Source organism: Streptomyces sp. HUAS CB01 (genome assembly GCF_030406905.1).
GTDB classification, from domain to species: domain Bacteria; phylum Actinomycetota; class Actinomycetes; order Streptomycetales; family Streptomycetaceae; genus Streptomyces; species Streptomyces chengbuensis.
Genome location: NZ_CP129137.1, coordinates 4,151,317 through 4,176,763 on the forward strand (window position 1 = coordinate 4,151,317; position 25,447 = coordinate 4,176,763).

The 25,447-nt window shown below is 73.0% G+C and carries 26 protein-coding genes and 1 pseudogene; 13 read left to right on the plus strand and 14 right to left on the minus strand.

Annotation, left to right across the window (positions count from 1 at the left end; all coding sequences use genetic code 11):
* Positions 1 to 46 precede the first annotated feature (46 nt).
* From QRN89_RS18395 to QRN89_RS18430, 8 genes and pseudogenes are all read left to right on the plus strand, one after another.
* The gene (locus tag QRN89_RS18395; RefSeq protein WP_290350512.1) at positions 47 to 871 is read left to right on the plus strand and encodes a CoA transferase subunit A; all 825 of its coding nucleotides are present in this window, start codon (positions 47 to 49) and stop codon (positions 869 to 871) included.
* The gene (locus tag QRN89_RS18400) at positions 868 to 1,494 is read left to right on the plus strand and encodes a 3-oxoacid CoA-transferase subunit B (RefSeq protein WP_290350513.1); all 627 of its coding nucleotides are present in this window, start codon (positions 868 to 870) and stop codon (positions 1,492 to 1,494) included. Before QRN89_RS18395 ends, QRN89_RS18400 begins: the two co-directional genes overlap by 4 nt.
* The gene (locus QRN89_RS18405; RefSeq protein WP_290350514.1) at positions 1,491 to 2,681 is read left to right on the plus strand and encodes a thiolase family protein; all 1,191 of its coding nucleotides are present in this window, start codon (positions 1,491 to 1,493) and stop codon (positions 2,679 to 2,681) included. Before QRN89_RS18400 ends, QRN89_RS18405 begins: the two co-directional genes overlap by 4 nt.
* An 8-nt stretch (positions 2,682 to 2,689) precedes the next feature.
* Positions 2,690 to 3,454, plus strand: coding sequence for a protocatechuate 3,4-dioxygenase subunit beta (gene pcaH / locus QRN89_RS18410; RefSeq protein ID WP_390701213.1), 765 nt, complete (start codon positions 2,690 to 2,692; stop codon positions 3,452 to 3,454).
* Positions 3,451 to 3,924, plus strand: coding sequence for a peptidase associated/transthyretin-like domain-containing protein (locus QRN89_RS18415; protein ID WP_290350515.1), 474 nt, complete (start codon positions 3,451 to 3,453; stop codon positions 3,922 to 3,924). Before pcaH ends, QRN89_RS18415 begins: the two co-directional genes overlap by 4 nt.
* Positions 3,925 to 4,030: 106 nt before the next feature.
* Positions 4,031 to 5,347, plus strand: a pseudogene (pcaB, locus tag QRN89_RS18420) (3-carboxy-cis,cis-muconate cycloisomerase); the annotation flags it as partial.
* A 413-nt stretch (positions 5,348 to 5,760) separates the two neighbouring features.
* A complete protein-coding gene (gene pcaD, locus QRN89_RS18425; RefSeq protein ID WP_290350516.1) occupies positions 5,761 to 6,522 on the plus strand; it encodes a 3-oxoadipate enol-lactonase in 762 nt (253 codons plus the stop codon).
* A 10-nt stretch (positions 6,523 to 6,532) separates the two neighbouring features.
* Positions 6,533 to 7,717, plus strand: coding sequence for a 4-hydroxybenzoate 3-monooxygenase (locus tag QRN89_RS18430; RefSeq protein ID WP_290350517.1), 1,185 nt, complete (start codon positions 6,533 to 6,535; stop codon positions 7,715 to 7,717).
* Between the two features lie 130 nt (positions 7,718 to 7,847).
* Here the strand turns inward: QRN89_RS18430 and QRN89_RS18435 are convergent, their stop codons facing one another.
* From QRN89_RS18435 to QRN89_RS18450, 4 genes are all read right to left on the minus strand, one after another.
* Positions 7,848 to 9,131 (minus strand): phosphoribosyltransferase family protein, encoded by a 1,284-nt coding sequence (locus QRN89_RS18435; RefSeq protein WP_290350518.1) that lies wholly within the window; start codon positions 9,129 to 9,131, stop codon positions 7,848 to 7,850.
* A 78-nt stretch (positions 9,132 to 9,209) separates the two neighbouring features.
* Positions 9,210 to 10,331: a sulfite oxidase gene (locus QRN89_RS18440; RefSeq protein ID WP_290350519.1), complete on the minus strand. Its 1,122-nt coding sequence runs from the start codon at positions 10,329 to 10,331 to the stop codon at positions 9,210 to 9,212.
* 58 nt (positions 10,332 to 10,389) lie between these two features.
* Complete coding sequence (locus tag QRN89_RS18445) at positions 10,390 to 11,172, minus strand: hypothetical protein (protein WP_290350520.1); 783 nt, start codon at positions 11,170 to 11,172, stop codon at positions 10,390 to 10,392.
* Between the two features lie 216 nt (positions 11,173 to 11,388).
* Positions 11,389 to 11,790 carry a hypothetical protein gene (locus QRN89_RS18450; protein WP_290350521.1) on the minus strand — a complete coding sequence of 134 codons (402 nt, stop codon included), beginning with the start codon at positions 11,788 to 11,790 and terminating at the stop codon, positions 11,389 to 11,391.
* A gap of 225 nt (positions 11,791 to 12,015) precedes the next feature.
* On the opposite strand from QRN89_RS18450, the gene QRN89_RS18455 reads away from it, so the two are divergent.
* Entirely contained in the window at positions 12,016 to 12,429 is a 414-nt protein-coding gene (locus QRN89_RS18455) for an STAS domain-containing protein (protein ID WP_290350522.1), read from the plus strand.
* Positions 12,430 to 12,733: 304 nt separating this feature from the next.
* On the plus strand, positions 12,734 to 13,258 hold the full coding sequence (locus QRN89_RS18460; RefSeq protein ID WP_290350523.1) for a hypothetical protein: 525 nt from the start codon (positions 12,734 to 12,736) through the stop codon (positions 13,256 to 13,258).
* Positions 13,259 to 13,387: 129 nt separating this feature from the next.
* Here QRN89_RS18460 and QRN89_RS18465 read toward each other — a convergent pair whose 3' ends face one another.
* The 3 genes from QRN89_RS18465 to QRN89_RS18475 all read right to left on the minus strand — a co-directional run bounded on the left by QRN89_RS18465 (position 13,388) and on the right by QRN89_RS18475 (position 16,076).
* Positions 13,388 to 14,128, minus strand: coding sequence for a PP2C family protein-serine/threonine phosphatase (locus tag QRN89_RS18465; protein ID WP_290350524.1), 741 nt, complete (start codon positions 14,126 to 14,128; stop codon positions 13,388 to 13,390).
* A 96-nt stretch (positions 14,129 to 14,224) separates the two neighbouring features.
* On the minus strand, positions 14,225 to 15,391 hold the full coding sequence (locus tag QRN89_RS18470) for a magnesium and cobalt transport protein CorA (RefSeq protein ID WP_290350525.1): 1,167 nt from the start codon (positions 15,389 to 15,391) through the stop codon (positions 14,225 to 14,227).
* 133 nt (positions 15,392 to 15,524) lie between these two features.
* Positions 15,525 to 16,076: a DoxX family protein gene (locus QRN89_RS18475; RefSeq protein ID WP_290350526.1), complete on the minus strand. Its 552-nt coding sequence runs from the start codon at positions 16,074 to 16,076 to the stop codon at positions 15,525 to 15,527.
* A gap of 273 nt (positions 16,077 to 16,349) precedes the next feature.
* Between QRN89_RS18475 and QRN89_RS18480 the strand changes: the two genes are divergently transcribed.
* Positions 16,350 to 17,681, plus strand: coding sequence for a phytase (locus QRN89_RS18480; protein WP_290350527.1), 1,332 nt, complete (start codon positions 16,350 to 16,352; stop codon positions 17,679 to 17,681).
* Between the two features lie 65 nt (positions 17,682 to 17,746).
* On the opposite strand, the gene QRN89_RS18485 is transcribed toward QRN89_RS18480, so the two are convergent.
* The 3 genes from QRN89_RS18485 to QRN89_RS18495 all read right to left on the minus strand — a co-directional run bounded on the left by QRN89_RS18485 (position 17,747) and on the right by QRN89_RS18495 (position 19,874).
* A complete protein-coding gene (locus QRN89_RS18485; protein WP_269729309.1) occupies positions 17,747 to 18,112 on the minus strand; it encodes a PH domain-containing protein in 366 nt (121 codons plus the stop codon).
* Positions 18,113 to 18,203: 91 nt separating this feature from the next.
* The gene (locus QRN89_RS18490; protein WP_290350528.1) at positions 18,204 to 18,974 is read right to left on the minus strand and encodes a DUF72 domain-containing protein; all 771 of its coding nucleotides are present in this window, start codon (positions 18,972 to 18,974) and stop codon (positions 18,204 to 18,206) included.
* Between the two features lie 72 nt (positions 18,975 to 19,046).
* Positions 19,047 to 19,874 carry a maleylpyruvate isomerase family mycothiol-dependent enzyme gene (locus QRN89_RS18495; RefSeq protein WP_290350529.1) on the minus strand — a complete coding sequence of 276 codons (828 nt, stop codon included), beginning with the start codon at positions 19,872 to 19,874 and terminating at the stop codon, positions 19,047 to 19,049.
* Between the two features lie 151 nt (positions 19,875 to 20,025).
* Here QRN89_RS18495 and QRN89_RS18500 point away from each other — a divergent pair, with 151 nt between their 5' ends.
* Positions 20,026 to 20,208, plus strand: coding sequence for a hypothetical protein (locus QRN89_RS18500; RefSeq protein ID WP_290350530.1), 183 nt, complete (start codon positions 20,026 to 20,028; stop codon positions 20,206 to 20,208).
* 161 nt (positions 20,209 to 20,369) lie between these two features.
* The gene (gene pstS / locus QRN89_RS18505; RefSeq protein WP_290350531.1) at positions 20,370 to 21,485 is read left to right on the plus strand and encodes a phosphate ABC transporter substrate-binding protein PstS; all 1,116 of its coding nucleotides are present in this window, start codon (positions 20,370 to 20,372) and stop codon (positions 21,483 to 21,485) included.
* Positions 21,486 to 21,553: 68 nt separating this feature from the next.
* Here the strand turns inward: pstS and pstB are convergent, their stop codons facing one another.
* From pstB to QRN89_RS18525, 4 genes are read right to left on the minus strand one after another with little or no spacing between them, the layout of a single operon-like run.
* Entirely contained in the window at positions 21,554 to 22,405 is an 852-nt protein-coding gene (pstB, locus tag QRN89_RS18510) for a phosphate ABC transporter ATP-binding protein PstB (protein WP_290350532.1), read from the minus strand.
* 37 nt (positions 22,406 to 22,442) lie between these two features.
* The gene (gene pstA / locus QRN89_RS18515; protein ID WP_290350533.1) at positions 22,443 to 23,342 is read right to left on the minus strand and encodes a phosphate ABC transporter permease PstA; all 900 of its coding nucleotides are present in this window, start codon (positions 23,340 to 23,342) and stop codon (positions 22,443 to 22,445) included.
* Entirely contained in the window at positions 23,339 to 24,289 is a 951-nt protein-coding gene (gene pstC, locus QRN89_RS18520) for a phosphate ABC transporter permease subunit PstC (protein ID WP_290350534.1), read from the minus strand. Before pstC ends, pstA begins: the two co-directional genes overlap by 4 nt.
* The gene (locus tag QRN89_RS18525; protein WP_290350535.1) at positions 24,286 to 25,260 is read right to left on the minus strand and encodes a PstS family phosphate ABC transporter substrate-binding protein; all 975 of its coding nucleotides are present in this window, start codon (positions 25,258 to 25,260) and stop codon (positions 24,286 to 24,288) included. The genes pstC and QRN89_RS18525 overlap by 4 nt, the downstream gene beginning before the upstream one ends.
* Positions 25,261 to 25,447: the final 187 nt, after the last annotated feature.

Consider the following 25,447-nt stretch of genomic DNA (forward strand, 5'->3'; position numbering starts at 1 on the left):
AGATGAACTCTAGTTCATCTGGCGAACGGATCGAGTGGAAGTCTCCATGGACAAAGTCGTGCGGTCCGCCGCCGAGGCGGTGGACGACATCGCGGACCACGCGTCGCTCGCCGTCGGCGGCTTCGGCCTCAGCGGCGTGCCGAGCGTGCTGATCGGCGCGCTGCACGCCCGCGGGGTCCGAGGGCTGGACGTCGTCTCCAACAACTGCGGGGTGGACGGCAGCGGTCTCGGCGTCCTCCTCGCCGACGGGCGGATCGACCGTGTCGTCTGCTCCTACATCGGGGAGAACAGGGAGTTCGCCCGCCAGTACCTCGCCGGCGAACTGGAGGTCGAACTGGTGCCGCAGGGCACTCTCGCCGAGCGTCTGCGCGCGGGCGGCTGCGGCATCCCCGCCTTCTACACGCCGGCCGGGGTCGGCACCCAGGTCGCCGACGGCGGACTGCCCCGGCGGTACGCGCCCGGCGGAGGCACCGTCGCGGTGGCGTCGCCACCCAGGGAGATCCGCGCCTTCAGCGGCCGCGACCACGTCCTCGAGCACGGCATCACCACCGACTTCGCCCTGGTGCGCGCCGCCCGCGGCGACCGTCACGGCAACCTCGTGATGAACAAGTCCGCCCGCAACCTCAACCCGCTCGCGGCCATGGCCGGGCGGGTGACGATCGCCGAGGTCGAGGAGCTCGTCGAGCCGGGGGAGCTGGACCCGGACACCGTCCACGTGCCCGGCGTCTTCGTGCAGCGGGTCGTGCCGCTGACGCCGGAGCAGGCCGCCGCGAAGGGCATCGAGCACCTCCGGACCTCCGCGCGGGAGGCCGGCGTGCGGGAGACGTCCGTACGGCAGCCGTCCGGGCGAGGGGCGGTGCCCGGCCGATGAGCTGGACCCGGGAAGAGATGGCCGCCCGCGCGGCCGCCGAACTGACCGACGGCAGCTACGTGAACCTCGGCATCGGGCTCCCCACGCTCGTGCCGGGCTTCCTCCCGCCCGGCGTGGACGTCGTCCTGCACTCGGAGAACGGCATCCTCGGCGTCGGCCCGTACCCGTACGAGGACGAGGCCGACCCCGATCTGATCAACGCGGGAAAGGAGACCGTCACGGTGGCGCCCGGCGCCGCGTTCTTCGACTCCGCGCTCTCCTTCGGCATGATCCGCGGCGGCCACATCGACACCGCCGTGCTGGGGGCCATGCAGGTCTCCGAGCGAGGGGACCTCGCCAACTGGGCCGTCCCCGGAAGAATGGTCAGGGGAATGGGAGGCGCGATGGACCTCGTCCACGGCGCCCGCCGGGTCGTCGTCCTCACCGACCACACCGCCAGGGACGGTTCCCCGAAACTCGTCCGCGCCTGCACGCTCCCCCTCACGGGCCGGGCGTGCGTGCACCGCGTCATCACCGATCTCGGCGTGCTCGACATCACCGCCGCCGGATTCGCCCTCGTCGAGACCGCCCCGGGGGTCACCCCCGACGAGGTACGAGAGAAGACTGGAGCTGAGCTGTCATGACCGACCGCCTCCGTGACGTCTACGTCGTGGACGCCGTCCGCACACCCATCGGTAAGTACGGCGGCGCCCTCGCCGGGGTGCGGCCCGACGACCTGGCAGCCGGGGTGCTCGGCGCCCTCGTCGCGCGTACCCCCGAGCTCGATCCGGCGCGGATCGACGACGTCTTCTTCGGCGACGCCAACGGTGCCGGAGAGGACAACCGGGACGTGGCGCGGATGGCCGTGCTGCTCGCGGGACTGCCGGTCACCGTGCCGGGCACGACGGTGAACCGTCTGTGCGGCTCCGGCATGGAGGCCGTCATCCAGGCCGCACGCGCCATCGCGGTCGGCGACGCGTCGATCGCCGTCGCCGGCGGCGTCGAGTCGATGAGCCGCGCGCCCTGGGTGCTGCAGAAGCCCGAGCGCGGCTTCCCCGCCGCCCACCAGCAGCTGCACTCGACCACGCTGGGCTGGCGGATGGTCAATCCGCGCATGCCGCAGGAGTGGACGGTCGGCCTGGGCGAGGGTGCCGAGCTGCTGGCCGACCGGTACGGCATCGGCCGCGACGAACAGGACGCGTTCGCCCTCGCCAGCCACCGCAACGCCGCCCGTGCGTGGGCCGAGGGGCTGTACGACGGCGAGGTGGTCCCCGTCGACGGAGTGGAGCTGTCCCGGGACGAGTGCATCCGCGACTCCACCTCCACCGAGGCACTGGCCAAACTGAAGCCTGTCTTCCGCAAGGACGGCACCGTCACCGCGGGCAACTCCTCCCCGCTCAACGACGGCGCCGCCGCGCTGCTGCTCGTGGACGAGGACGGGCTGCGCGCCACCGGCCGGGAGCCGCTCGCCCGCATCGGCGCCTCGGCCGTCACCGGCATCGAGCCGCAGTACTTCGGCGCGGGCCCGGTCGAGGCGGCCCGGAGAGCGCTGAAGAAGGCCGGCCGGGAGTTCGGCGAGCTGCACACCGTGGAACTCAACGAGGCGTTCGCCGCCCAGGCGCTGGCCTGTCTGCGCCAGTGGCCGGACCTCGACCCGGCCCGCGTCAACCCGCGCGGTGGCGCCATCGCCGTCGGCCACCCGCTCGGCGCCTCCGGGGCCCGGCTCACCGGAGCCGTCGCCCACCAGCTCGCCGCCGCGGGCTCGGGCACGGGACTCGCGACGCTGTGCATCGGCGTCGGGCAGGGGCTGGCCCTGGTCCTGGAGAGGTGACGGGACCGGTGGCCGACGGGGGGATCCCGAGCCAGGAGCGGATCACGGCGGAGATCGCGGCGGCGCACGGGGCCGCGCCGAAGCCGGCGCACCATCCGCGCCGGGACTTCGCGCCGTACCGCAGCAGCGTCCTGCGCCATCCGCACCACTCCGTCGTGACCGTGGAGGATCCGGACGCGGCGGAGCGGAGTGCACCGGTCCTCGGCACGAGGGACGTACGGGAGGGCGATGCGGACCTGACGCGGCAGCATCCGGGGGAGCCGCTGGGCGAGCGGATCACCGTCACCGGACGGGTGCGGGACCGCGCGGGACGGCCCGTACGGGGCCAGCTCGTGGAGATCTGGCAGGCCAACGCGTCGGGCCGGTACGCGCACGAGCGCGACCGGCATCCGGCACCGCTCGACCCGAACTTCACCGGGGTGGGCCGCTGTCTGACCGACGACGAGGGGCGCTACGCGTTCACGACCGTCAGGCCCGGGGCCTACCCGTGGCGCAACCACGTCAACGCCTGGCGGCCCGCGCACATCCACTTCTCGCTGTTCGGGACCGCGTTCGCCCAGCGGCTGGTGACGCAGATGTATTTCCCGGGCGACCCGCTGTTCCCGTACGACCCCATCCTCCAGGCGGTCACCGACCCGGCGGCCCGGGAACGGCTCGTCGCCGCGTACGACCCCACGTTGTCGCGGCCGGAGTGGTCCCTCGGCTACCGCTGGGACATCGTGCTGGACGGGCCGGCGGCCACGCTCCCGGATCCCGGGGAGGGGGCCCCGTGACGCTTCCTCCCACGCCCGCCCAGACCGTGGGCCCGTTCTTCGGCCACGCCCTGCCGTACGAGGGGGGCGGGGACCTCGTCCCGGCCGGGCGTCCCGGCGCGATCTCCGTCCACGGGTACGTGCGGGACGGGAACGGCGATCCGGTGCCGGACGCGCTCCTGGAGTTCTGGCAGCCCGGCACCGGGTTCGGCCGGGTGGCGACGGACGCGGACGGGCACTGGGAGGTGCGGACGGCGCCACCGCCGGCGGCGAGGCCGTACCTCCCGGTCTGCGTCTTCGCCCGGGGCCTGATGCACCACCTGTTCACCCGGGTCTACACCTGCCCGGCCGCCGCCGACGGGCTGCTCGCCGCGCTTCCGGCGGAACGGCGGGCCACGCTGGTCGCCCGGCCCGAAGGGGAGGGGACGTACCGCTTCGACATCCGTCTGCAGGGGGAGAAGGAGACGGTCTTCCTTGACTTCCACGGGTGACGCGGGGGTGTCCGCGGGGGACGGGGGGCGGTTCGCCGAGGACGTGGAGGTGTCCGTGGGGGACGTGGGGGTGTCCGCAGGGGGCGCGGGTCCCTCCGCCGAGGACGTGGGTCCCTCCGCCGAGGACGTGGGTCTGTTCGCGCCCGTCCGCGCGGGGTGCCCCGTCGAGGCCGCGACCGGCGACCGGGCCTTCCTCCAGGCGCTGCTGGACGCGGAGGCCGCGCTGGCCCGGGCCCAGGACCCCGCTGCCGGCAGGACGGTCACGGCCGTGGCCCGGGCCGAACGGTTCGACGTCCGCTCGCTCGCCCTCCGGGCCCGGGCGGGCGGCAACCCGGTGATCCCGCTCGTCGCGGACCTGACGGCCGCCGTCGCCGAACGGGACACCGCCCACGCCGAGTTCGTGCACCGGGGCGCGACCAGCCAGGACATCCTCGACAGCGCGCTGATGCTGCTGGCGGCGAGGGCCCTTGAGCTGACGGCGGCAGACCTGGAACGCACCGAGCGGGCCCTGGGCGCGCTCGCCGCCGCCCACCGGTCCACCCCGATGGCCGGCCGCACCCTCACCCAGCACGCCGTACCGACCACCTTCGGCCTCAAGGCGGCCGGCTGGCGGGAGCTCGTCCTGGACGCCCACGACCGGCTGACGCGGGTACGGGACGCGCTCCCGGCCCAGCTCGGCGGGGCGGCGGGCACCCTGGCCGCCTTCGGCGAAGCGGCACCGGCGACCGTCTCCGCGTACGCCCGGGAACTCGGCCTGGCCGAGGCCCGGTTGCCCTGGCACGTCCTGCGCACCCCCGTCGCCGACCTGGGAGCGGCGCTGGCGTTCGGCGCGGGCGCGCTCGGCAAGATCGCCGCCGATGTGCTGGTGCTGTCCCGCACGGAAGTGGGCGAGGTCGCGGAGGGCACGGGCGGCGGCTCGTCCGCGATGCCGCACAAGAGCAACCCCGTGCGGGCGACGCTGATCGCCGCCGCGGCCCGCCAGGTCCCCGCCCTCGCCATGGTCCTCCTCGGCTCGCTCACCGCCGAGGACGAGCGCCCGGCCGGCGCCTGGCACGCCGAGTGGCAGCCCCTGCGGGAGGCGCTGCGGCTGGTGGGAGGCGCTGCGGCCGCGGCGGCCGTGCTGTGCGAGGAACTGGTGGTACGGCCGGACCGGATGCGCCGGAACCTCGCCGCGACCCGCGGACTGGTGCTGACGGAGCGGGCGGTGGAGGCACTGGTGCCGGTCATCGGCCGGGCCGCCGCGCGGCGGACGGTGACGGAAGCGGCCCGTCGCGCGGCCGAACGCGGTACGGACCTGTCCGCGGCCCTCGCCGAGGACCCCGCCCTGCGCGGACACCCCGAACTGCCCGCGCTCGCCTCCCTCTCCGACCCGTCGGGCCATCCGGGTTCGGCACCCGCGCTCGTCGACCGGGCGCTGGAGCGCGGTCGCGGACGGAACGCCGAGCCCGGCTCGGGGCCGGCTCGCCGGACGACGGCGGACGGCGGTCCACGACCACGGGACGGCGGGGGACGCCGCGTCGCGGAGGGCGGACCGCGCGCGCCGGCCCGGGGTGGCCCAGGCCCGGACGGTGGCGGACCACCGGCCGGTGGCGAGGAGCGCGCGGATGACGGTGCACCGCGCCGGGATGTCGGCGCGCCATGTGCTCACGGCGGCGCGCGACGCGCGCGCCCCGGTGGGCCGTGCCCGGATCAGGGTGCGGCGGGCTCGGACGGTGGCGGACCACCGGCCGGTGGCGAGGAGCGCGCGGATGACGGTGCACCGCGCCGGGATGTCGGCGCGCCACGCGTTCACGGTGGCGCGCCGCGCCCCTGCCTCGACGGACCACGGGAGACGGCGTGACCACCCCCCTGCTGCACCACCGCGTCGACGGGCCCGAGGGCGCGCCCGTGCTCGTCCTCGGCCCGTCGCTCGGCACCTCCCTGCGCGTGTGGGAGCCGCAGACGGCCGGGCTCGCCCGCGACCACCGCGTCGTCCGCTGGGACCTCCCCGGGCACGGCGGGTCCCCCGCCGGCCCCGGCGTGCTGCAGGCCGGGGCGACGGTCGCCGACCTCGGCCGGCACGTCCTGCGCCTCGCGGACGCGCTCGGCGCCGGGGCGTTCGCGTACGCCGGGATCTCCCTCGGGGGCGCCGTCGGGACCTGGCTCGCCGCGCACCACCCCGACCGCGTGACGCGGCTCGCGCTGCTGTGCACCTCCGCGCACTTCGGCGGGCCCGGCCCGTGGCGGGCACGCGCCCGCCTCGTGCGCGCCAGGGGCACAGCGCCGGTGGCGGAGTCCGCCCCGGCACGGTGGTTCACCCCCGCCTTCACGGGCCACGACGCGCTCGTCACCGATCTGCGCTCCGCCGACCCGGAGACGTACGCCGTCTGTTGCGAGATCCTGGCGGGCACCGACCTGCGGCCCGACCTCGCCCGGGTCGTCGCGCCCACGCTCGTGATCACGGGCCGCGAGGACAAGGCCACACCGCCCGCCCACGGCCGGGAACTCGCCGACGGCATCCGGGAGGCGCGTTACGTCGAAGTGCCGGGCGCCGCCCATCTCGCGGGAGTCGAGCAGCCACAATCCGTACTCACCGCACTGCAGGCCCACTTCGCGTAGAGGAGCACCGATGCACACCACCGTCGGCATCGTCGGCGGCGGCCCCGCGGGGCTGCTGCTGGCGCGGCTGCTGCACAACGCGGGCATCGACAGCGTGGTCCTGGAACTGCGCGATCGCGCCTACGTCGAGCAGCGGCAGCGCGCCGGAATCCTGGAGCAGTCCACCGTGGACGCGCTGCGGGCCGCCGGCGCCGGTGAGCGCATGGACGTCGAGGGCATCCCGCACCACGGCATCGAGCTCCGCTTCGGCCGCCGTGCCCACCGCCTCGACTTCCCCTCCCTCACCGGCGGCAGGAGCGTCATGGTGTACGCGCAGACGGAGGTCGTGAAGGACCTGATCGCCCTTCAGCTCGCCGACGGCGGACCGCTGCTCTTCGGCGCCGAGGTGACGTCCGTCGAGGGTGCCGACAGCGACAGCCCGGTCGTCGAATTCGTGGAGAAGGGCCGGGCGCAGACCCTGACCTGCGACTACGTCGTGGGCTGCGACGGTTTCCACGGCGTGACGCGGGACGCGGTCCCCGCGGCCGTGCGCACGGTGTACGAGCGGACGTACCCGTACTCCTGGCTGGGGATCCTCGCCGAAGCGCCCCCCGTGTACGACGAGTTGGTGTACGCCCACTCCGAGCGCGGCTTCGCCCTCGCCAGCATGCGCTCCCCGACCGTGAGCCGGCTCTACCTCCAGGTGCCGAACGGCACCGATCCCGCCGACTGGCCCGCCGAGCGGATCTGGGACGAGCTCGACGCCCGTCTGGCCCTGGACAAGGACCCGGGCCGAAAGCTGGAACGCGGGCCGGTCACGGCCAAGGCGGTGCTCCCGATGCGCAGTCATGTCACCGAGCCGATGCGCCACGGCCGGGTCTTCCTCGCGGGCGACGCGGCGCACATCGTCCCGCCGACCGGGGCCAAGGGCCTCAATCTGGCCGCCGCCGATGTGATCGTGCTGGCCCGCGCCCTCGTGCGGTGGCGGGAGACCGGCTCGACGGAACTGCTCGACGCCTATTCCGACACGTGTCTGCGGCGGGTGTGGCGGGCGGAGCACTTCTCGGCCTTCATGACGACGACGCTGCACGCCGATCCGGCGCAGTCGCCGTTCGACACGCGGCTGCAGCTCGCGCAGCTGGAGCGCATCGCGACCTCGCCGCACGCGGCGGCGGAACTGGCCGAGAACTACACGGGCCTGCCGCTGCCCCGCTGACCGGGACGGCGGGCAGCGGGCCGGCTCCGCGGTTCCGTCCGGCGGCCCGGCCGGGGCGAGGGCCGGGAAACCCCGGCCCTCGTCGCCGCTCCCGGCGAAGCACGAATCCCCTCGTCACCGGGCACGGGCCCTACGGCTCCTGCGGGGTCATGTGCAGCATGAACCAGTCGCGGGCCAGATCGGAGACCTCGTCGAGGGCCCCCGGCTCCTCGAAGAGATGCGTCGCGCCCGGGACGACCACCAGCCGGCACTCGCAGCGCAGCGCCGACTCCGCCTGGCGGTTGAGGTCGAGGACCGTCGTGTCCCGGCCGCCGACGATCAGCAGCGTCGGGGCGCGTACTCCGGGCAGCCGGGGTCCGGCCAGGTCCGGCCGCCCCCCGCGGGAGACGACGGCACCGACCTCAGGTCCGGCGCTCGACGCCGCCCAGAGTGCCGCGGCGGCGCCGGTGGACGCCCCGAAGTAGCCGACGGGGACGGGGGTCCGGGTGCGCAGCCAGCGGGTGGCCCCCGAGAGCCGGTCCGCCAGGACCTCGATGTCGAAGACGTTCCGGCGGTCGGCGGCCTCCGGCTCGGTGAGCAGGTCGAACAGCAGCGTGCCGAGACCCGCGGAGTTCAGCGCCGTCGCCACCGCCCGGTTGCGGGGGCTGTGCCGGCTGCTCCCGGAGCCGTGGGCGAACATCACCACCGCGGAGGCGCCTTCCGGCAGGGCGAGTTCCCCGGCGAGCCGCGTTCCGCCCGCCTCGACCTCGACGGCCTCGGACCGGGCGGGTGCCGGCGGGTCGGCCGCCGACCGTGCCAGCAGCGCGACGACCTCCTCGTCCGGGGTCTGCGAGAAGTCCTGGTACCACTCCCCGACCGCCGAGAACGCCCGCGGCGTCGACAGGCACACCACCTCGTCCGCCTCGGTGCGCAGCCAGGACACCGCGTCCGGCGGTGCGACGGGGGCGGCGAGGACCACCCTGGCCGCTCCCTGCGCCCGGACGACCTCGCAGGCCGCCGCGGCGGTGGCGCCGGTCGCGATCCCGTCGTCCACGAGGATCACGGTCCGGCCCTTGATGGCGACGCGCGGCCGGTCGGCCCTGAACCGCTCCGCCTGCCGGGTCAGTTCGGCGGTCTCGGCCCGTTCCACCGCCGCGACGTCCTTCTCGGAGACATGGCCGCGGCGGACGATGTCGTCGCTGATGACCCGGACGCCCCCCTCGCCGATGGCGCCGAACCCCAGCTCCCGGTGGTACGGCACGCCCAGCTTGCGTACGACGATCACGTCCAGCGGCGCACCCAGGGCCCGTGCCACCTGGAAGGCCACCGGCACCCCGCCCCTCGGCAGCCCGAGCACGACGGGATCGGCTTCCCGCAGATGCCCGAGGGCTCCGGCGAGGCGCTGCCCCGCGTCGACGCGGTCGGTGAACAGCACAGTGGCTCACCCCCAACAGGGGTTCTCCTTCGAACCAACCCCATGGGGGGCCGCTTCGCAACTCGGGACCGGGGTCCCTCAGGCGCCGTCCGGCAGGCACAGGACGGGGATCCGCTGCACCAGGTTGTTCCCGAAGCCGCCCCGGTTCCACGGCTGGTCGAGCGGCTGGGTGCGGCCTTCGGCGTCGGTGGCGCGTGCGACGAGCACATGGGAGCCGGGGGTGGCGGTCCAGGCCGTGTGCCAGTGGCGCCAGGCCCAGCGGTGGTCCTCCGGTACGTCGAGCGCCGCGTCGTGCCAGGTCCGTCCGTCGTCGGTGCTGACCTCCACCCGCGCCACCGGGGCGTGGCCGGACCAGGCGCGGCCCTCCAGCCCGGTGCGGCCGGGGCGCACCACCCGGGTCCGCGACATGAAGTCGGGGAAGCCCGGCGGGATCATCAGGGCGCGCGGGGCGATGCGGGTGACCGGCTCGCCCGGGTCGTCCGCGGACTGCCGGTAGCGGTACGCGACCGACTGCTGGTAGCCCGTGAACGGGGTGTCGGTCAGGCTGATGTCGCACAGCCACTTCACATGGGCCATGCCGTACCAGCCGGGCACGACCAGCCGCACGGGACGGCCGTGCTGGGGTGGCAGCGGCCCGCCGTTCATCGCGTACGCGACCAGTACCTCCGGGTCGTCGCCCGTCGCCACGTCCAGCGGCAGGCTGCGGCGGTAGTCCTGCTCGACCCCGCGTTCCACCCCGTGGTCGGCACCGGTGAACACCGCCTCGACGGCGCCCGGCTCCACCCCGGCCTCCCGCAGCAGCACGCGCAGCGGAACGCCGGTCCACTCGGCGGTGCCCACCGCCTCCACCAGCCACGGCTGGCTCACCGGCCGGGGGCTGAGCAGCGCCCGCCCGTTCCCGGCGCACTCCATCGTGACGCGGACCGTGACGGAGGGGTACGACCTGAGGTCCGCCAGGTCCAGCCGCAGCGGCGTCCGCACCAGCCCGCCGACGCCGATCCGCCAGTCGGAGGCCTCGGTGGCGGGGATGTCGTAGTGGACGAGGACGTAGTGCAGCCCCGGGGGCGTCAGCCCGTACCGGAGGGCCTCCAGCGGCATTCCGTGGTTGCGGGCGGCGAGGGCCAGCTCCTCCGGGCTGATCCCCTCGCCGGGTCCGGCGACGCGCCCGGGAAGGCTGACGGCCGTGAGGTCACGGTCCATGCCTCCATCGTGCGCCGCCCGTCGGCGGGCGGCAGCGCACGCGACCGGCAGTACGCGCTCAGGACCAGGAAGCGCTGGAGAACAGTCCGCCCAGTCCGAACGATCCGGTGTCGGAGAACTCCATCGGTTCCTCGTGCCTCCGGTGCCGCCCCGAGTACTCCCTCGAACCGGTCGCGTAGTCCCGCGAACCGCTCGCGTACTCCCTCGACGGGACCGAATGGTCCCATGAGCCAGTGGCGTAGTCCCGTGGCCCGACCTGGTCGGCCTTGACGAGCTGGCCCTCCGCGGCGAGGGTCTGTACGCGCTGGAGAACCGTTCGCAGTTCCAGACCGAGCTCGTTCGCGACGACCTGGAGATCCAGCCCGGAGTGCCAGCTCCACACCAGAACGGAATCCATCGAAGGAGACCAGACGGGACTTGCGGGCTGGGCGGACGGAACGGGCTGGACGGGTTCGGCCCAGGTCTGTTCCTCGACGGGCGGAACCGAATAGGTGCCGGTCGGCTGGGACGGCTGTGCGGCGGTGTAGGGGGACACGGGCGGAACCGAGACCGACGCCCCGGCCGGCTCCGCCCGGGGAAAAGACGCCGTGGTCTCCCCGGCCGTCTGCACGGGTTCCCCGCCCGCATCGGCGGATTGATCCGACATTCGGGTCAGTAGATTTGCCGCGACGGTCCGCGCGCCTTCCCGGCCGACGGTCCTGCGGGCAACCCTGACCTCGCGTTCCGGCAGACCCATCATGCCGGCGACGGTGCCGTCGTCGCCGACGACCACCGCGAATGCGGCCAGCATCCTCGTACGATCGGCCTGGGCCTCGTCGAGTGCGCTCTGCGCCAGTCGCACCCGGTCGTCGCTGGTGCAGAAGGCATTCGCAAGGACTGTATTTCTTTCCCACAACTCACGCGGTTCCACATACGCACAAACGCTTCGCCCGGGTCCGGGACTCGCGCTCGCCCGAGAATTCACACGATGAGCTCCAATGGCTCAAGTTTTCACGATTCACGGTCGTAGCTACGAGGACGGGGGGCCCGGCGCCGCGGTGGGCCGGAGCCGGGCCGGTCAGCGGGGCCGCGGCAGGTGCGCGACGGCACCAGGCGCGGCCGGGTGCTCGCCGTCCCCGGAGGACACCAGTGCCTCGGCGTCGGTCAGCGGCGGGAGGGGATCGCGCTCGAGCCGGAGCATGCGGAGCGTCCGCTGGGTGTCCTCCTCGAACGCGCGGAGGGAGGCGAGCCGTTCCCACTGCGGATCGCGGGCGCCCGGCAGCATCGCCCCGCGCGCCCGCCACTCGGACACCAGTTGCAGGTACAGCGGTGTCTGGGCGAGTTCGCCCGGACCGTTGCGGCGGGGGCCGGACCGCTCGGGACCGGGGCGGCGCTCCCACGCCAGGACCCCGGTATGGGGCGCCGGAGGGGACAGGGGGTCCGAAGACCCGGGTGCCGGCGGAGTGCTGGAAGAATTCATCGCTGACAAAACGATTTCCCGCGCCGATGGACACGTCGGCGCCGGGCGTACGGTCCGGCCGGCCCGCCGGAGGTGCCCATTGATACGGAAAGCAGATCTGCGCCGCGGGCGAATGGAACCGGCCGCCGTCACCCGTTTGGATCGTACCCCGGGTGCATTTCCCGGCACTTTTACGGTAGTTGTAGAGCGGCATTCGGGCGGCACACCGCGAAGGGGTCCAACAGCATGAGCGTCGCAGAGTCGGTCGCGGTCCATTCGGGTACCGCCGACCCCGGACCCTGCGGCACTCCCGGGCGACGGAACGACTCACCGGCGATCTCCTACTGCCGGACCATCGACCGCACGCTGGTCATCGCGCTCCGCGGGGTGATCGACCGGGAGAGCGTCTACCCCCTGCGGCTGATGCTGACCGTCGGCGTGAAGTCCGGGTACTCGCGACTCGTCGTCGACTGCGCGGAAATCACCGAGTGCGACAACGAGTTGCTGGAGCTCTTTCTCTCCTGGAAGCGCCACGACCGGAACATCGTTCTGGTCCATCCGTCCTGTCCGGTGCGCGATCTGATTGCCGCCGAGATTTCCCGACGGCTCTTTCTCTGTGCCCTCTCGGTCAAGCACGCACTGGACCTGATGGAGTGCTGAGGGCGGTTCCGGAACGGGCGGCCGAACTCGTGCCGTCCGGAAGAATTTCTTCTTCGCCCGGCCGGTGGCGGGTGCGGCCCGGGGAACGCGACAGGGCCGAATCGGGTACGGGGGGTGCGGGTTTCACAGCCGCTCGGGTGATTGCGTCCACGACACGTGGCAATCCGTAACCCTGGGATCGCGGAGAGTGAAGACTGCAGCCCGTGGCCACGCAGGTCGTGACACGCAGGCGAACGAAACGCACCGCCTAGTGCGTGCACGCCGGTGGTTCGGTCACTCCAAGTACCGCGAGGAAGGTTCTCTGGTGAGCCGTACAATCCGCAGTTCCCGCACGAAGACCGCCATGCTGGTTTCGGCCGGCACCGTCGCCGCCCTGCTCAGCGTCGTTCCGAGCACCGCAGCCGCGGCCGACACGCTGCCCGCCTCCACCGCCGAGCTGCCGGGCTCGAGCGCTCTGGTGATGAGCTTCGACGACGACGACGACCGCCGTGGTGAGCGCGGCGAGCGCGGCGAGCGTGGCGAGCGTGGCCAACAGGGCCCTCCCGGACCGCAGGGCCCCGAGGGTGAGCTCGACACGTACGTCGTGACCGGCCTGGTCGCGACCAGCGACGTCATCGGCACGGACGTCACGTCGACGGCCCTGTGCCTCGGCAACGACATCGCCATCGGCGGTGGCTACGACACCACCGACCTCCTCTCCATCGAGGTCGAGGACAGCGCGCCGGTGTTCGTCGGCACGGGTCCCGCCACCGGCTGGAGGGCGACCGCCTCGGTCCTCGCCCTGGGTGGCTCGATCACCGCCTACGCGGTCTGCCACGACGTGGAGTAGTTCCCGCACACGCAGGGGTGAGGCACCGGCTGTCCGCCTCACCCGCGCACCAGGACGGTGCCCCGGAGCCTCGGCTCCGGGGCACCGTTCCCGTTTCCGGCGGACGTCTCCCGGGCAGGCCGCCGTCCGTCATTCGCCGATGCGCACCAGCGCCAGCGTGATGTTGTCCGGGCCGCCCGCCTCGATGGCGGCCTTCCACAGCTCGTACGCGGCCCTGCCGTCGTCGTGGACCCGCAGCAGGGAGTGGAGTTCCTCGTCCGGCACGGGGTCCGTGAGCCCGTCGGTGCACACGAGGCAGCGGTCGCCGGGCGCCAGGGAGGCGGTCGTGACGTGGGGCGTGACGGGTGTGTAGGAGGGGCCGCCGCCGAGCGTCTGGGTGACCGCCGTGGTGACCCGCCGCCCCGGCCGGGGCGGCGGGCTGTCGTCCACGCTCAGCTGCCGCAGTCCGTCCTGGGCCGCGTCGTACACCTTGCTGTCGCCGACGTTGAACACCGTCACCCGGTCGTGCAGGACGACGACGCCCGCGACCGTTGTGCCCATCGTGAGCAGGTCGGGGTTGCCGTCGGCGGCCGAGTACACCATGTGGTTGCACATGTTCAGCGCCTCGCCGACATCGTCCTCGTCGTCCAGCGCGGGGCCGAGCGCGGCGAGCTGCCGCACGACGAGCGCACTGGCCACCTCGCCCGCGGGCTGCCCGCCGAGGCCGTCGGCGACCGCGGCGACGAGCGGGGTGCCCAGCGGGAAGAGCAGCGTCTGCGGGTTCTCGGTCACCGTGCCGCACAGCGTCCAGGGGCCGGCGACGAGACTGTCCTCGTTGTGCTCGCGGACCAGCCCGACGTCGCTCAGGGCGGTCACGGCTATGTACGGCATCGTGGGCTTCGCCTCACCGCTGTGGACGGCAGGTCCTCACCCCCATTGTGACGCGAAGCCCGTCGCGGGGCCGGGGGAGCGCCCGGAGGCGGCCCGCTAGAGCCAGTCCCGGTGCTTGAAGACGAAGTACAGGCTGACGCACACCAGCAGCATCAGCGCGACGGCGAACGGGTAGCCGAAGCGCCAGTCGAGCTCGGGCATGTGGACGAAGTTCATGCCGTAGACGGTGCCGATGAGGGTGGGTGCGAAGAGGATGGCGGCCCAGCTGGAGATCTTCTTGATCTCGTTGTTCTGGGCGTGGCCCGCCTCGGCGAGCATCTTCATCTCCTCGTTCTGCGCCTGCGAGACGAGGGTGGCGTTGACGGTGAGGATGTCGCCGAGCGCCTGCCGGAAGCCGTTGACCCGCTCGGCGACGGTGGTGGCGTGGTCGGCGACGTCCCGCAGGTAGCGCTGGAGCTCCTCGTTCGTGCCGTACTTCTGGAATCCGGCCTGGAGCCCGTTCATGATCGCCATGAGCGGGCGGGTGGCCCGCTGGAAGTCGACGACCTCGCGGGACAGCTCGTAGATCCGCCGGGAGACCTGCGGGTCGCCGCGGAAGACCTCGGTCTCGATCTCGTCGATGTCGTGCTGGAGGCCCGCGATGACCGGGGCGTAGCCGTCGACGACCGCGTCCAGGATGGCGTAGAGCACCGCCTCGGGGCCCAGGGCCAGCAGTTCCGGGTCGGCCTCCAGCCGGCTGCGCACGACCGCCAGGTCCGGGGTCTGGCTGTGCCGCACGGTGAGGACGAACTCGGGCCCGACGAAGACGTGGATCTCGCCGAAGTCCACCTCCTCGGCCTCGTCGAGGTACCGGGCCGGGCGCAGCACGACGAAGAGCGTCTTCCCGTACCGCTCCAGCTTCGGGCGCTGATGGGCGACGATGGCGTCCTCGACCGCCAGTTCGTGCAGTCCGAACTGCTCCGCCGCCTCCCACAGCTGGGCGGGGGAGGGTCGGAACAGCCCGATCCAGGCCATCGTGCCCGGCTCGCCGGGGAGCCGGTGGTAGATCTCCGCCAGTGAGACGGGCGTCTCCATGCGGTGCCCGTCGCGGTAGAGCGCGGCGTCGACGATGCTGCGTTCGAGGGGTGCCGGCTCCTGCGACTCGTGCTCCGCCCGTGGATCCATGGAGTGCTCGGGAGCGGGGTCGGCCTGCTGCCGGCCGTGACCGGAGGTCCGGAGCGGCCACCTGCCCGCCCTTGTCGCGCGTGGACGCCTGTCGGACATCGCCTGCACCTCGTCTGGCGGGGTCGCTCGGTCGCGGCATTGCTGGGCAAGCCGGCACGGAACAGCCTATTTCGCGATCGCCACGGCCGCGATCACTGCGGTCCGACCGGGGCTGTCCGGCGCAGCCGTCCGCCTACTTCAGTGCCAGGATGATGAACGCCCCGACGACCCCCAGGACCAGGGCGACGCCCGCGGGGACCCAGCCGCCGTTCCGCCACGGGAAGCGCGTGTCGAGCGAGAGCCCGAGCGGTCCGACGGCGGCGACGGTGAGCGCGCCGACGGCGAGGAGCATCGGGTAGGCGAAGGCGGTGCCGGCGGCGGACCACAGGTCGATGTCGGGGGCGACCGCCATCGCGTTGACCATGACCCCGACGCAGGCGGCCGCGGAGAGCGGGGTGAGCAGACCGGCGGCCAGTCCCAGGCCGCCCAGGAACTCGGAGACGCCGGCCAGGCCGGCGAAGAAGACGCCGGGATCCCAGCCGAGCTGGGAGAACCCCTTGCCCGTTGCCTCCAGGCCGGGGCCGCCGAACCAGCCGAACAGCTTCTGGGCCCCGTGCCCCGCCAGGATCAGTCCGACGGCCAGCCGGAGCAGCAGCACGCCCGCGTCGGCCGCGCCGACCGTGACGGCTGCGCCGCCCGCCTCGGGACCCGTCGAGTGTCGGGCACGGTCGGTGGGGAGTTTCATGGTGGTGTCACCTCCTGCGCCGGTGCCGCAGGTCCCCGGGGCCGCCGGAGCGGGGTGTCCGGGGGCGGGCCGTCGGCGCGGTAGGGCGGAGAAGCGGTTGTGGGGCCACACGCCGGTGGATCGAGCCTCACCATCGATACTGCCCTCTCCGGCGGAGGTCGGCCAAGTTCACGGCGTGCACATGCGGGCACCGTGTGCCGGACGCCGGGCCGTCACCCGTCGCTTCCACCCTCAACGGGAAGTCGTCATGTTCCCGACATGGAGGAGTGCTTCGTGAGCAGACCCCTTCCCTTCCGGCCGGCCACCGCCGTCCTGGGCATGGTCCTCGTGGCGTCCGCCGCCCTCCCGGCCGCCGCACAGAGCCCCGAGGCGTCCCCCGGCCCCGCCGAACCCACCGCCTCCGCCCTGCCGGCCGTCACCCCGACGGCCGAGGCGCCGACCCTCTACGACGACGAGGCGGGCGGCCACGCGAACGCGGACGACCCCGCGATCTGGCGCAACGCCGCCGACCCCGGCCGCAGCCTGGTGATCGCGACGGCCAAGGAGGGCGGACTGCGGGTGTACGACCTCGACGCCCGCCCGGTGCAGTCGATCGCGGCGCCCGGGCCCGGCCGTCCGGGCGACGCACCCGGCCGCTTCAACAACGTGGACCTCGTGCACGGACTGCGGCTGCCCTCCGGGCGCGCCGACGTCGCCGTGACCACCGACCGCGGCCACGACCGGCTGCGCGTCCACCGCATCGACCGCGGACGCCCCGGCGGGCCCCTCGTCGACATCACCGACCCCGCCGTGCCGCCGGTCTTCTCCCGGAACCAGGACGAGATCAACGGGCAGCGCACCGCGTACGGCCTCGCCACCTGGACCGACCGGGCCGACGGCCGCTCGTACGCGCTGGTCAGCCGGCGCGCGAGCACCGAGGTCGCGCTGCTGGAACTGCGGCCGACCGCCGCGGGGACGGTCACCTACCGGACGGTGCGCACCCTGAAGCTGCCCGCCTCCTTCCGGCTGCCCGACGGCACCGCCTGGACGCCGTGCGGTGAGCCCGGGGACGCGCCGCAGGTCGAGGGAATGGTCGTCGACCCGGCGAACGGCATGCTCTACGCAGGCCAGGAGGACGTCGGGATCTGGCGCGTCAGGGCCGACCTGACCGGCGCTCCCCGGCTCGTCGACAAGGTCCGCGAGTTCGGCGTGCCCGCCGCCTACGACGAGGCGACCGAGGAGTGCGTCGCGGGCACGGACCCCGGCTTCGGCGGCGAGCGCCTGTCCTCCGACGTCGAGGGGCTGACCCTGGTCACCGAGCCCGGTGGCGACGGGTACCTCCTGGCGTCGAGCCAGGGCGACGACACCTTCGCGCTGTACGACCGTGAGGTGGGCGACCGCAACGAGTACGAGGGCGGTTTCCGCGTCACCGCCGCCTCGGCCGGCCTCGACGGCTCCGAGGAGTCCGACGGCGCGGCCGCGCTGAACGCGCGGCTCGGCGCGAAGTACCCGAACGGCCTGCTCGTCGTGCAGGACGGTCACGACACACCGGGCGACGGCGACCGTGAGGCCACCGGCTTCAAGTTCGTGGACCTCGGCGCCGTGCTGAAGCGCGTCGGCCGCTGACGCGGCGGCCGACCGAACGGCGTGGGCGCCCCGGCAGGACCGCCGGGGCGCCCTCCGTCACGGTCCTACCGGGCCACGAACTGCGTGAGGATGGCCTGCACCTCGTAGATGTCGACACCCTTGGTGAACGTCTTCTGGATCGGCGCGGCACTGCCCGAGATCCAGATCTTCAGCTCCGCGTCCAGGTCGAACGTGCCGGCCGTCTCCACCGCGAAGTGGGTGATGCTGCGGTACGGGACGGAGTGGTACTCCACCTTCTTGCCGGTGATGCCCTGCTTGTCGACCAGCAGGAGCCGGCGGTCGGTGAACAGGATGGTGTCGCGGATCAGCAGGAACGCGGCGTGCACCTGCTCCCCCTGCCCCAGCAGCCGCGCGTAGTCCTGCTGTGCCTTGGCCGGATCGACCGTGTGCGCGTTTCCGAACAGCGCCATGAGAGGCCCCCCACTCATTGAAGTTGCAACGATTTTCGCACTGTATACCGGAAGTCCGGGAAGGAGCCGGATCGGTCCGGCGCCGGGGCGGTCAGCCGGTGACGTCGGGCGTACGGGTCACGGTCCGGCCCGCGGCGGCGGCCGAGCGGGCGAACCTCGCGGCGTCCACGACGGCCGCCCCTCCCGTGTCGTTGTTGAAGTACACGTACACGTCGTCCCCGTCGGGCCACGCGTCGCCCAGCCGCCGGACCCACCCCGTCAGGGCCTGGCGGCCGTAGCGCGGCGGGGGTTGGGCGAGACCGCCGTGGAGACGCAGATAGCCCCAGTCCGCCGTGCGCCACAGCGCGGTGACGGGGCGGGAACCCCGGTCCGCCCAGCACAACGCGCTCCCGTGCCGCTCCAGCACCGCCCGGAGCTCCCGCTCCGCGTCCCACCACGAGGGGTGGCGCAGTTCGACGGCGACCCGGACCCTGCGCGGGAAGCAGCGCAGACAGGCGTCGAGCGCCGCGGTGTCCTCCCTGAAGTTCGGCGGCAGTTGTAGCAGGACGGGCCCCAGCCGGCCGCCGAGCCCCTCGGCCCGGTCCATCAGCCGGCCCACCGGCTCCGCGGGATCGTGCAGCCGCTTCAGATGCGTCAGGTAGCGGCTCGCCTTCACCGCCATGACGAAGTCCCCGGGCGTGCGGTCGCGCCAGGAGGCGAAGACGTCCCGGTCGGGGAGCCGGTAGAAGGCGTTGTTGTTCTCCACCGTGGCGAACCGCCCGGCGTACTCCTCCAGCCACAACCGCTGGGGTGCCCGGGGAGGGTAGAGGACGCCGCGCCAGTCCTTGTACTGCCATCCCGAGGTTCCGACGATCAGGGGCACGGAGGGATCCGTGCCCGGCCCGCGGCCGGTCGTACCGCGCGCGCGTGACGGGCACCCGTACGGGGCCCCGCCTCAGGGGGCGACGAACAGCGTGGGGAACCGGGGCGCGAGCCAGGGCCTGCGGCCCCAGGCGAGCACCCCGCCCCGGGCGATGGCTCCCCAGGGGCCGCGGCGGCCGAGCGCCATCAGGAGGAACGCGACCGGCTCGGTGAGGATCGTGCAGTCCGGCCGGTCCGGCGTCCGCGCCTCCACGACGGGCCGGCCGTCGGTGAAGGTGACGCCGAACGCGCCGCCGCCCCGCAGCCGGACCTCGTAACGCGCCGTCAGCCCGGCGGCGGCGGAGGTGTCGAGGACCCGGGGCATCGCCGCGATCAGGAAGGGGAGCGTCAACCGGACCCGGCGCCGGTCCACCATGTGCGGACGCCCCAGGGCACGGGCCAGGTCCCAGCCGTGGCCGAGCATGTGCGTCAGAAGGTACGAGCCGAGCGTCGCCAGGTCCATCGGGCCCAGCGGGGTGTGCAGCGTGCCGGGCTCCTCGGTTCCCCGGGCGTCCACCGCCCCGAGGAACGCCTCGGCCTGCTCCACGATCATCGCGGCCAGCGGCCCGGCGCCCCGCTCGGCGAACCCGGCCAGGGCGAGGGCGTTGGCCGCGGCCAGGCTCTGCGGTGTGCCGTCCCCGTGGCGGCGCTCCCGGCCGGCCGCGATGTCGGCCATCAGTTCGTTCGCCTGGGCCAGATGGGCGGCCGCCTCGCCGACGGTCCACTCCGACCCGGGCACCGGGAGGCCGGTGTCCGCCGTACCGGACAGCAGGGCGGCGATCTCCCCCGCCGTGTCGCGTATCGCGTCGCCCAGCCCCTCGGGCAGAGTGCCCACCGTTCCCCGCCCGGCCGCCGTCGCCATCTCTCCGCCCTCCGCACCTCGGGTCCGCGGTACCCAACCAGGTGGGCCGGGACCTGACAAGAGCGGTGGCGGGGCCGAACGGCGAACGGGGCACGGGCACCGGAGGCGGGAACGGCCGTGCGAGCGGCGGGACGAGGAGCGCGAGCCGGCCGTGAACGCGGACGAGCGGGAGATCCGGAACCTGATCGATCGGTGGGCGGAGCGCGTGCACGCGGGCGCTCTCGACGCCGTGCCGGCGCACCACGAGGACGTGCGAAAGTCCCTCCTGGCCCGCGACGCCTGGCCCGCACGCTGCGTTGTCGGAGTCATCCACGTACGTCCCGTACGAGGCTGATCCTCCGCCTTCCGATCCGCGGGCCGCGCCACCGGTCGGCCGCGGGCAACACGGCGGTCGGCCTCGCGTCGACTGATGTTCGCCCGGACGTCACCCGCCCCGGGACCTGATCGACGACGATCCCAGGGGGGAAGAGGGGCGGGCGCCGAGGCATGGGACGCATGAGACGTACGAACCGACGGGCGCGCCCGGCCGCGGGCGCGGTCGTGGCCGCACTGGTACTGGCGGGCTGTGCGGGGGAGGGCCCTGCCGAGGACCGGGTCGAGGCCGGTCCCCCGGCCGTGACCGCGGACGTCGACTGCGCCGGCTCGGGCAGGGTGCAGGGCTCCGGTTCGACCGCTCAGCAGAACGCCATGAAGCACTGGATCGACCAGTACCAGCGCGCCTGCCCCGGTGTCCGGATCGCCTACAACCCCGTCGGGTCCGGCGCCGGGGTGGCGCAGTTCCTGCGGGGAGCGACCGCCTTCGGCGGCACGGACAGCGCGCTGGGCGATCAGGACGTCAAGATCTCCCGGACGTTCTGCGCCGGCGGCCGGGCCATCGACCTGCCGATGGCGGGCGGGCCCGTGGCTCTCGGCTACCACCTACCGGGCGTCCACGACCTGGTCCTCGACGCCCCCACCCTGGCTGCGATCTTCGACTCCCGCATCACCGTCTGGGACCACCCCGACATCCGCCGGCTCAATCCCGGCGTGCGGCTCCCCGAGCTCGCGATCACCGCCGTGCACCGCTCGGACGACTCGGGCACGACGCAGAACCTGAACGCCTATCTGTCGGGCGCCGCGGGCGACGACTGGCCGTACGAGGCGAAGAAGGCCTGGCAGGCCAGGGGTGGCCACTCGGCGGCCGGTTCGGACGGAGTCGCCTCGGCGGTGGCCGCCACCCAGGGGGCGATCGGCTACGTCGAGCTGTCCTTCGCCGCCACCCGGAAGATCGACACGGTGCGCATCGACACCGGCGCGGCCGAACCCGTCGCGCCCAGTGCCGATACCGCCTCCCGGGGCATCGCCCAGGCGAAGGTGGTGGGGCGGGGCAACGACATGAAGCTGGAGTTCGACCACGGGACCTCGGCCGACGGCGCGTACCCGATCGTGCTCGTGACGTACGAGGTCGTCTGCGACACGGGGAACGACCCGGCGAACCTGCCGGCGCTGAAGTCGTTCCTGGCGTACACCGCAGGTGAGGAAGGGCAGAAGCTGCTGCCGACGATCCACTACGCCCCGCTTCCGGAGAGCGTGGCGCTCCGGGTCAGGAGGATCGTCGCCACGCTGTCCTGACGCCTGACGCCTGACGCCTGACGCCTGACGCCTGACGCCTGTGGCTCGGCTCGGCGGCTCGGCGGTGGTCAGCCGAAGCGGCCGGAGATGTAGTCCTCGGTGCGCTGGTCGGAAGGGTTGCTGAAGAGCGTGCCCGTCTCGTCGAACTCGATCAGCCGGCCGTGGCGCACTCCGTCGCGGTCGGTCTGCGAGCTGAAGAACGCGGTCCGCTCCGACACCCGCGCGGCCTGCTGCATGTTGTGCGTGACGACGATGATGGTGAACTCCTGGGCCAGGTGCTCCATCAGGTCCTCGATCTTCGCCGTGGCGATCGGGTCCAGCGAGGAGCACGGCTCGTCCATGAGGATCACCTCCGGTTCGACCGCGATCGTCCGCGCGATGCACAGCCGCTGCTGCTGTCCTCCCGAGAGCGTCAGCGCCGAGGCCCTGAGCTTGTCCTTGACCTCGTCCCACAGGGCCGCGTGGGTCAGGGTCTCCTCGACGAGGTCGTCCAGGTTCCCCTTGAAGCCGCCCACCCGGGGGCCGTACGCGATGTTGTCGTAGATGGACTTCGGGAACGGGTTGGGCTTCTGGAAGACCATGCCGATGCGGCGGCGGACCTCGATGGGGTCGACCTCGCGGCTGTAGAGGTCCTCGTTGTGGTAGCGGATCTTGCCGACGACGCGGGCGTCCGGCAGCAGGTCGTTCATCCGGTTGAAGCAGCGCAGCACGGTGGACTTGCCGCAGCCCGAGGGGCCGATCATCGCCGTGATCTGGCGGGCTCCGATGTTCATATTGACGTCGCGCACGGCCTCGTGGCCGCCGTAGAACACGGACAGACCGCCGACCTCGAAGACCGTTTCGGACGGCCGCAGGGGGTCGCGGTGGGCCGGCTGCGGCGGCCTGGTGCCGCCGGGTCCGTGACCGGGAGGGGTGGTCATGGGGCTTCCTCACACAGGGTCTTCGATGGCACGGCGGTCACCAGCGGCGGGTGAAGTGGTTGCGCAGCCAGATCGCCAGCGAGTTCATGACCAGCAGGATCACCAGCAGGACGACGATCGCGGCGGACGCGAGCGCGGTGAACTCGGCGCGGGACTGACTGATCCAGTTGAAGATCTGGATCGGCAGCACCGTGAACTGGCTGTTCACACCGGTCGGGTTGAACGTGATGAACGTCAGCCCGCCGAGCAGCAGCAGTGGCGCGGCCTCCCCGATGGCGCGGGACAGCGCGAGGATCGCGCCGGTCGCCATGCCGGGCACGGCGGCGGGCAGCACCTGGCGCCAGATGGTCTGCCACTGGGTGGCGCCCAGCGAGAGGGAGGCCTGCCGGATGGACTGGGGCACCGCCCGGATGGCCTCCCTGGACGAGATGATCACGATGGGCAGCACCAGCAGGGACAGGGTGAGCGCGGCAGTGAGCACGGTCTGGCCGAAACCCAGCCCGCGCGAGATGATCCCGAGCCCGAGGATGCCGTAGACGATGGAGGGAACGGCCGCCAGGTTCTGGATGTTGATCTCGATCGCCCGGTTCCACCACCGGCCGCGGTCGGCGTACTCCTCCAGATAGATCGCCGTGAGCACACCGGTCGGCAGGCAGTACAGGGCGGTGAAGGAGATGACCCAGATCGTTCCGGTGATCGCCGACTGGGCGCCGGCGTTCGACGGGTCGATGATGTCCGGGAAGTTGGTCCACAGCTTCGCGTTCAGCCGGGGCCATCCCTCGACGACCACGTAGGTGAGCAGACCGACCAGGAAGACCACGCCGATGGCCAGCGAGGCCCACAGGCTGAGCCGGAAGAACCGCTCGCGCAGCGGAGTGCCCCGGCCCTTCAGCCGGGGGACGTCGGGCGGGTCGGAGGTGACCGCGGTGGGGATCATTCGTACACCTCCCGGTAGCGGCGCACCAGGCGGATGCTGATCAGGTTCATCACCAGCGTGATGGCGAAGAGCAGCAGGCCCACGGCGAAGATCGTCTGGTAGCCCGTGGACCCCGTGGGCAGGTCGCCGATGCCGGCCGCGGCGATGAACGCCGTCATCGTCTGCATGCCCTCGAGCGGGTTGAAGGTGAGGTTCGGGCGGCCGCCGGCCGCGATGGCCACGATCATCGTCTCCCCGATGGCGCGGGAGACCCCGAGGACGACGGCCGCGACGACGCCGGACAGGGCGGCGGGGAACACGACCCGGGTGGAGACCTGCATCCGCGAGGATCCGAGGGCGTAGGCGGCGTCGCGCAGCGAGCGGGGCACGGCTGCCATCGAGTCCTCGGACAGCGACGCGATCGTCGGGATGATCATGATGCCCATGACGAAGCCGGCCGAGAGGGCGTTGAAGACCTCCGGCGGGTCGTTTCCCGGCCAGAACCGCTGGAGGAGGGGGGTGATGGCCTTGAGCGCGAAGAAGCCGTAGACCACGGTCGGGATGCCGGCGAGCACCTCCAGCACGGGCTTGAAGATCCCGCGGACGCGGGGCCCGGCGTACTCGCTCAGGTACACGGCCGCGCCGAGACCCAGCGGAACGGCCACGAACAGCGCGATGACCGTGACCACCAGGGTGGCCGTCACCAGCGGCAGCACGCCGAAGTGCGGCGGTTCGAACAGCGGTGACCAGTCGGTACCGGTGAGGAACTCCCCGAGGTCCACCTTGCCGAAGAACTCCACGACCGGCGGGATCAGTGCGACCACGATGCCCACCGTGGTCAGTACCGAGACCAGTGCGGCGGCCACGAGCAGGACCTTGACGGCCCGCTCGGTCCAGCGCGGCTGAGACCGCTTCAGGAAGCCGGGGGTTCCCGGAGCGGTGCGTCGGCGCAGTGTCCGCGGGGTCATGGCGCGTGCTGCTCGCGCAGCCTCGTCAGGTCCTGCCGCAGCTCCGCCTCCTGGCGGGAGCTGAGCGGGACGAACTGGGCGGCCCTGGCGATGTCGGCGTTGTTCTCGACGTAGTACTCGACGAACGCCTCGACCTCCTTCCGGTCGAGGGCGGCGGCGTTCGGATAGATGAGCAGGGGCCGCGACAGGGGCCGGTAGGTGCCGTTCTGGACGGTGGTCCGGGTGGGCGCGACACAGCCGTTGCCGCCGTCGATCCTCAGGAGCTTCAGCCGGTCCTTGTTCTCCTCGTAGTACGACAGTCCGAAGTAGCCGAGTCCGCCGCGGGAGCCGGAGACGCCCTGCACGGTGACGTTGTCGTCCTCGCTCGGCGAGTAGTCGGTGCGGGACCGGCCCTCCTCGCCGTTGACCGCCTGGGTGAAGTAGTCGAAGGTGCCGGAGTCGGTGCCGGGCCCGAACAGCTCCAGTTCGACGTCCGGGAAGCGCGGGTCGACCTGGTTCCAGTTGTCGACCCGGGAGCCGGGCTCCCAGATCTTCCTCAGCTGCTCGACGGAGAGGCAGTCGGCGAAGTCGTTGTCCTTGCTCACCACGACGGACAGGCCGTCGTTGGCGATCCGGAGCTCCTCGTACCGCACACCCTTGTCCGCGCAGAGGGCCTGTTCCTCGGCGGTGATCCGCCGCGAGGCGTCGGCGATGTCCGTCTCGCCGTTGCAGAACTTCTCGAAGCCGCCCCCGGTGCCGGACGTGCCGACCGTGATCCGCACCCCGGGGTTGCGCTGCTGGAAGAGCTGGGCGGCCGCCGTGGAGAGCGGGGCCACGGTGCTGGAGCCGTCCACTCTGATCGTCCCGGAGAGCCCGCCGCCGCCGTCCCCGGAGCCGGCGTCGGCACCGCCGCACGCGCCCACGGCCACCACGACGGCGGCGGCCAGCGTCACACGTGCCGTGGCCCGGCGCGGGGAACGGGGGATGTTCACGTCGGTTCTCGATCCTCGTCTGCGCACTCGCCGGTCGTCGGTGCCGGGGCACGCCTGTCGGCCGCCAGAGCGACAAAGTACCCCATAAGGTTACGAACGACCCGTGCTCTGCGCGACCGACGAGGAGATCGCGGGGAGAGGGCGGGAGACCGGGCCGGACGGGCGGCGGTCCGGCCCGGCGGATGAC